Source organism: Streptomyces botrytidirepellens, assembly GCF_003721215.1.
GTDB lineage: Bacteria > Actinomycetota > Actinomycetes > Streptomycetales > Streptomycetaceae > Streptomyces > Streptomyces himastatinicus.
Genome location: NZ_RIBZ01000267.1, coordinates 21132 through 27131 on the forward strand (window position 1 = coordinate 21132; position 6000 = coordinate 27131).

Annotated in this window: 4 protein-coding genes and 2 pseudogenes; 3 read left to right on the forward strand and 3 right to left on the reverse strand. The window is 66.0% G+C overall.

Annotation, left to right across the window (positions count from 1 at the left end; all coding sequences use genetic code 11):
- Positions 1-329 precede the first annotated feature (329 nt).
- Together EEJ42_RS20925 and EEJ42_RS20930 are read left to right on the forward strand one after the other, a co-directional pair.
- Entirely contained in the window at positions 330-1145 is an 816-nt protein-coding gene (locus EEJ42_RS20925; RefSeq protein ID WP_246097089.1) for an alpha/beta fold hydrolase, read from the forward strand.
- A 13-nt stretch (positions 1146-1158) separates the two neighbouring features.
- On the forward strand, positions 1159-2910 hold the full coding sequence (locus tag EEJ42_RS20930) for a stealth family protein (RefSeq protein ID WP_123101755.1): 1752 nt from the start codon (positions 1159-1161) through the stop codon (positions 2908-2910).
- A gap of 120 nt (positions 2911-3030) precedes the next feature.
- Here EEJ42_RS20930 and EEJ42_RS20935 read toward each other — a convergent pair whose 3' ends face one another.
- Together EEJ42_RS20935 and EEJ42_RS20940 are read right to left on the reverse strand one after the other, a co-directional pair.
- A complete protein-coding gene (locus EEJ42_RS20935; protein ID WP_123101757.1) occupies positions 3031-3609 on the reverse strand; it encodes a transposase family protein in 579 nt (192 codons plus the stop codon).
- Positions 3610-3643: 34 nt separating this feature from the next.
- On the reverse strand, positions 3644-4726 hold the full coding sequence (locus tag EEJ42_RS20940) for an integrase core domain-containing protein (RefSeq protein WP_123101759.1): 1083 nt from the start codon (positions 4724-4726) through the stop codon (positions 3644-3646).
- A 177-nt stretch (positions 4727-4903) separates the two neighbouring features.
- Between EEJ42_RS20940 and EEJ42_RS20950 the strand changes: the two are divergent.
- Positions 4904-5437: pseudogene (locus EEJ42_RS20950) on the forward strand (SUKH-4 family immunity protein); the annotation flags it as partial.
- Between the two features lie 301 nt (positions 5438-5738).
- Here EEJ42_RS20950 and EEJ42_RS54695 read toward each other — a convergent pair.
- Positions 5739-5917: pseudogene (locus EEJ42_RS54695) on the reverse strand (ISL3 family transposase); the annotation flags it as partial.
- Positions 5918-6000 lie beyond the last annotated feature (83 nt).

Genomic DNA, 6000 nt, shown 5'->3' on the forward strand with positions numbered 1-6000 from the left:
GAGAAATATTGGCAAAGCAGATAAAATACTGCATCCCCTTCTTTTCGTGTGATATCGGTCAAGTCGGACCAGTGTGATGGTGAGTAGTTGACGAAGCCTCAGCAAATCCTCCATAGTTTCTTTCCTTCGCACTCGCAGGCTGTTCGTCTTTTCGTTGCGCCGACGACCCGGGGATGCGTCTCGAAACGGGACGAGTTGGGTCGCTTCGGCGCCACAGGCCTGCGCTTGGCAGGAAACGAGGACGGAAACCTGTGAATCGCCTTTGGGCATGCCTTGCGGTCTGCGCTGTCCTGATCGCGAGCCTTCTGACGTGGGGCAGCCACGAGAGCGTGGCTGTCGGGCGCAGTGAATCCAGCTACTCCTACGGGGCACACGCTCGGCAGAAGATCGACGCCTACTGGAACGCCTCACGCACCCCGCAACCCGGCGTCGTCATCCTGCACGGCGGCTACTGGTACGAGGATTCCGGATGGGCCACCTGGTCCCGGTTCTTCGCGGATAAGGGATACGCTGCCTTTTCAGTCGACTATCGGCTGAATTTCGACGCGGCATGGCCCGCCCAGCGCGACGACGCCATTTCGGCCATTGACTGGATCAAGTCGAATGCGTCGAAATTCGACCTCGATCCCGACCGTGTTGTGGTCCTCGGTTCTTCCGCGGGCGGTCAGATCGCCACTGCGCTCGCCACTTACGGCTCGGGCGCCGAACGGGTCAACGGAGTCGTGGCGCTTTCCCCTGTCGCGTCGCCCTACCGCGCCTGGAACGACGGTAACCACGACGACAGCACGGCCAAGGAACGCAAGGTTCGTGACAACGCGACGATTCTGGCCCGCTGCTTCCCCGACTCCGCGGACACCGATACGTCCCTGCACGCGAGTTGCTGGGACACGTGGAAGGACATGGTCGTCAGGAACCGTGCGTCCGGTGCCAACGACGCCCCCATGTACCTGATCCACTCCGAGGGAGACTTCATCCCCGTCCAGCACTCCCTCGACCTCGAAGAGGCCGAGGAGGCAGCTCACGACATGCCGGCGGACGGGGTCACCGTGGAGAACGTGGCGAACAGCGGTGCACACGGTGGCGCCCTCCTCGACGTCGACGGCATGCCGCAGAAGATCCTCACCTGGATCGCGGCCCACAACTGAGAGAGGACTGCACATGCCGTCACGCATCGAGGCACTGCGGGAACGCATGCTGCCCGCGCGATTACGTGAAGAGCGCGCCGAGCAGCGCAGAGCGGCCGAAGCCGAAGCGGAGCGACGAATACGCCGGGAGCGCATCGAGGCGCGTCGCCGGGCCCTTGTCGAGTCCGACGCCGAGCTGCGGGCGGTCACCGTCGAGGGGCGGGCGTACTACGGCCGGCGCGTGAACCACTTCCGTGCCGACGAGGCATCGGCCCACAACCTCGCCCTGATCGGCGATGCCCTCGAACACTCCGCCATCCCGTACTTCCTGGTCCCCGGCCGCTCCCGCACCCGCCACGTCATCGGCATGCGCCTCACCGACCGCAAGCGTCTGCTGGAGACACTGCGCGAGCTCTACGGCTCCACCGCGCTGTACGCCATGGAACCGGGCAGCGATCCGATGCCGGCCGACGCCGTCCTGTACGCGGACGGAGCGCTGCCCACCTCGCTCAAACGCCGGGACGCCATACGATTCGGCGAGATCCTGGTCGGACCCGCGGACCAGATACTCGCGGACCTCTCCTACGGCTGCGACGTCGAATTCTGGCGCGACGGACAGAAGTTGCTCGACGACGGCGAGCGGGGCGCCGAACGTATCGCCGCTCTGCGGAGCCAGGCACCCACAGCCGTGCTCGCCGCAGACGCCCTGGTCGCACCTCGTCCCAACGCCGTCACCGACGCCCTGCCGACGGAGGCGCGCATCCCGGCTTCCCGCACCATCGAGGGCCGCGCCTACCCCACCTACACGGATCTCTTCCAGCCCCGTATCGACACCGTCGACTTCCCCATCGACGTCGTATACACCTGGGTCGACGGCGCGGACCTCGAACTCGGAGCCAGGCGTGAGGCACACCGAGGCAGGGGCAGCGGGGCGTCGAGCATCCATCCCCGCGAGACCGGTGTCTCCCGCTACACCAGCCACGACGAGCTGAAGTATTCCCTGCGCTCGCTGGAGATGTACGCCCCGTTCATACGGAACATCCACATCGTCACCGACGGCCAGGCCCCCGCCTGGCTGAACACCGACGCTCCCGGCATCCAGGTCGTGGATCACAAAGACATCTTCTCCGACCCCGCCGTGCTGCCGGTCTTCAACTCCCACGCCATCGAGACACAGCTCCACCACATATCCGGTCTGTCGGAGCACTACCTCTACCTCAATGACGATGTCTTTCTCGGCCGCCCTGTGAGTGCGGGACACTTCTTCCACGGCAACGGCATTGCCAAGCTCCCCTTCTCGCCTTTCCAACTCGGGCTGGGAGCGCCACACGGCGACGACCCCGCGCCGAACTCTGCGGGCAAGAACGTCCGCGCACTGCTGCGGAACACCCACGCACGGTTCACCATCAACAAGTTCATGCACACCCCACATCCCCAGCGGCGCACGGTCATGGAAGAGCTGGAGGAACGCTTCGCCGACGACATCGCCCGCACCAGTCGCTCACGCTTCCGGTCGATCACCGACATCGCCATGACCACTTCCCTGCACCACCACTACGCCTACCTCACCGGCCGGGCCGTGCCCGCCAAGTACAGGCTGCGCTACATCGACGTGGCCGGGCCGAACGTCACCGACGCCCTCGCCGAACTCGCCCGTTCCCGCAGCTACGACTTCTTCTGCCTGAACGATGTCAACACGCCCGAGGCTGAACAGGACCGCGTCACCGCCGAACTCCACACCTTCCTGGAGAACTACTTCCCCTTCCCTAGCCGCTACGAGCGCTAACGACCTATCCCGTGTCGGCACGGCTACTTCTCTTCTTCTGTGGGGTCGTTGTTGGGTGTCACTAACGAGCTCGTGCACGGTTGGCGGTGAGGCGTCGAGGGCTTCGGCGGGGCTCGGTGTTCACTTCCGCCGTGCCGGGATCAGGTCTGCGGTCTGCTGGTGGGACAGCAAGGCGGCGACCGCCTGGACGGTGTCACTCGTGTGCTCGCGGCGGCCGAAGTGACGGGCGAGGGCCCGCCAGTTCTTCAGGTGGGCGATGCCGTGCTCGACCCGGATGCGTCGGGAGGAGTGCGTCTTGCGCTGTCGCTCGTGCATCTCCGAATACCAGGCGGGGGCGTTCTTCTTGAACTTGCGGTGCGGTGGCGTCACCACGCGCCCTGCGGTCTGTGCGCCCAGGCCCTGGTAGCCGGCATCCGCGAGGACTTCGACCGCGGGCCCGTCGGCCAGGAGCTTGACCAGCCCCGACTGGCGGGCGTGGGTGATGTCCGCGCAGCTTCCGGGTCGGGTCGGGCTGCAGAACAGGACGCGGCCGTCCGCGTCGGTGACGACCATGGCCTTGACGGCGTTCTGCTTGCTCTTGCCGGAGATGAACTTGTCCCGGTCCTTGCGTCCGACGGCCGGGCGACGGACCCGGATCTCGGTGCCATCGACGATCCCGGTCTTCCCGCCGGTACCAAGATGGTCGACGACCTCCGCCAGGGTCCTGTGCCGCTCGAAAAGTCATCGCTGCATGTCATGCTGCATATCTGTACTCGTTGATGAGGCCGCCGAGGATCCGGGTGCGCAGGACTTTGCCGGTGCTGAGGCCAGGCGCCGCGGCGGGTTGTTCGTGGACGCAGGGTGGTAGCTGATGGCGGGCCTGGTGGGGTCGGTGTTCGTTGTAGTGCCGCTCGTAGGCAGCGAGGACGTGGTGGGCGTGGGTCTCGTTCATAATGAGGACGTGGTCGAGGGCTTCGCGTCGGATGCTGTTGATGATGCGTTCGCAGTGCGCGTTCATACGGGGAGCCTGTGGCGCACTTTTGAGGATCTCCATCTCCTCCGCCTGGAAGACAGAGTCGAACGCCTCCCCGTACTTGCCATCGCGGTCGCGTAACAAGAAGCGCAGGGACCCTATGCGTATGCCCAGGTCGGCGGTGAGATTCCTCGCCTGCTGCACCGCCCAGTCCCGGGTCGGGCGGGCGGTGACCCCGGTGATGTGCAGCCGCCGGGTGCCGTGCTCGAGGAACACCAGCGCGTACAATCGCCTGCCGAGGGCGGTGTCGATGTGAAAGAAGTCTGCCGCGATGATCCCCTCGGCTTGCGCGGTCAGGAACTCGCGCCAGGTGGGACCCGAGCGACGCGGCGCGGGGCCGATGCCGGCCGCGTTGAGGATCTCCCAGACCGTCGAGGCGGCGATGCGATGCCCGAGTCGGGTCAACTCCCCTTGGATCCGCCGGTGTCCCCATCTCGGGTTCTCCCTGGCCAGCCGTAGGACGAGCTTCTTGATCTCTGTCCGGGTGGGTGGGCGTCCGGTGCGTCGGCGCGCGGTGTAATCCCACTTCGCGGCGATGAACCTGCGATGCCAGGCCAGCAGAGTGCCGGGGGCGACAGGGAAGACCTCGCGCCAGTGGCGTCGGGGTATGAGTCCGGACAGGGCGGCGAACCAGAACCGGTCGGCGGGCTCGTAGCGGACCGGCCCGGTCAGCTGGCGACGCAGGACCGCGTTCTCGTGCCGCAGCACCAGCAGTTCCGCGTCCTTCGCCGTCCCGCGACGGGGGAGAACTGATGGAACGCTCAGCAGTTTCCGGGTCACGTTGTACAGCAAGGACACGATCACGGAGGACGTGATCCCAGCGGACTGCTCGCACCCGGCTCACCTGCGGCGATGACTTTTCGAGCGGCACAGGAGCACCGATGGAACAGTCAGCAGCTTCCGGGTCACCTTGTACAGCAAGGACACGATCACGGAGGACATGATCCCAGCGGGCTGACCGCATCCAGCTCACCTGCGGCGATGACTTTTCGAGCGGCACAGGATACCGAGGGCGCCCGCCTCCTGCAGACCGTCGGCGACCCCACGGGGACGCTCCTGCTGCGTCAGCCCGACGAGGACGACGGCCTGCTGCCCCTCGTCCAGGACGTCGTCTGCATCGAGGACTTCGAGGACGTTGCGGAGGGCGCGGGTGACTGGCCCGTCATCGGCTGGGTGCTCAACGCGCACCTCGCCCTCGACCCAGTATCCGGCAAGGTACACGCCTTCGACCCCGACGAGGAGACCGTGGTCGAACTCCACGCGGACGTCTCCTCCCTCGTCCAGGTCACCTTCCGGCTCCAGCGCCTGCTCGAGGAGTTGACCTTCAGCGGCGACGAGGACGAGGAGGAAGCCGGCTTCGAGTGCCTGGACGGCGAGGTCGATCGCATCCGTGAGGAGACGGGCAGCATTGACCCGCTGCCCTTCCAGGACGACGAGACCGTCTGGTCGGTAGTGGGCGATGAGATCGCCATGGGCCAGGGCTTCAAGGGCAACAGCCCGGGAGCCGCTCGCTCTGCGGGTGATCGCTGGTCGATGTCGCCCACGCACCGCGCGGTCTGCGCGGTGCGCAGGCCGCCTTCGTGTGGACCGGTCTCCTCCACGACCTGCCCGGCCCGCTCCACACGCTGCCTGGCCCCGGCCTCACCACCCGCCCCTTCACCCCGTACGTCGCGCACCGCATCGGCCGGGGCATAGCCCACCCCGTCCAACGCGCCGCAATCAGGGCCCTGTTGCTCACCGGAGCCCACCCTGGCTTTATCGAGCAGTAGTGGTTCTGGCTCAGTTTCCGTGACGTCGTCACGGTTCGTCATGTCAATCAGAATTGTTTCCGGAGGAGTTGGGAGTCGGCCCAGCCGAACATGTGACGCTTCAGCATCTTGTTCCCGTTGACGTGGCCCTCGACACGCCTGAGCTCCAGAGCAAGGTCAGGCCGACGATCACAGCGTCACGGTCTCGGTCGATGCCCGCAGCGAGGGCATGAAGGCTCGGCAGGTCGCCCTAGGGGACGTCTTGTCGATCATGGTGTGAGCCAGATGAGTGTGCTGGCCAGGGTGAGGACTGCGTGGAAGCGGTCGGGC

Bases quoted from the DNA above. Each gene is read 5' to 3' on its own strand.
- EEJ42_RS20930 (WP_123101755.1), top strand. From the start codon at position 1,159: ATGCCGTCACGCATCGAGGCACTGCGGGAACGCATGCTGCCCGCGCGA.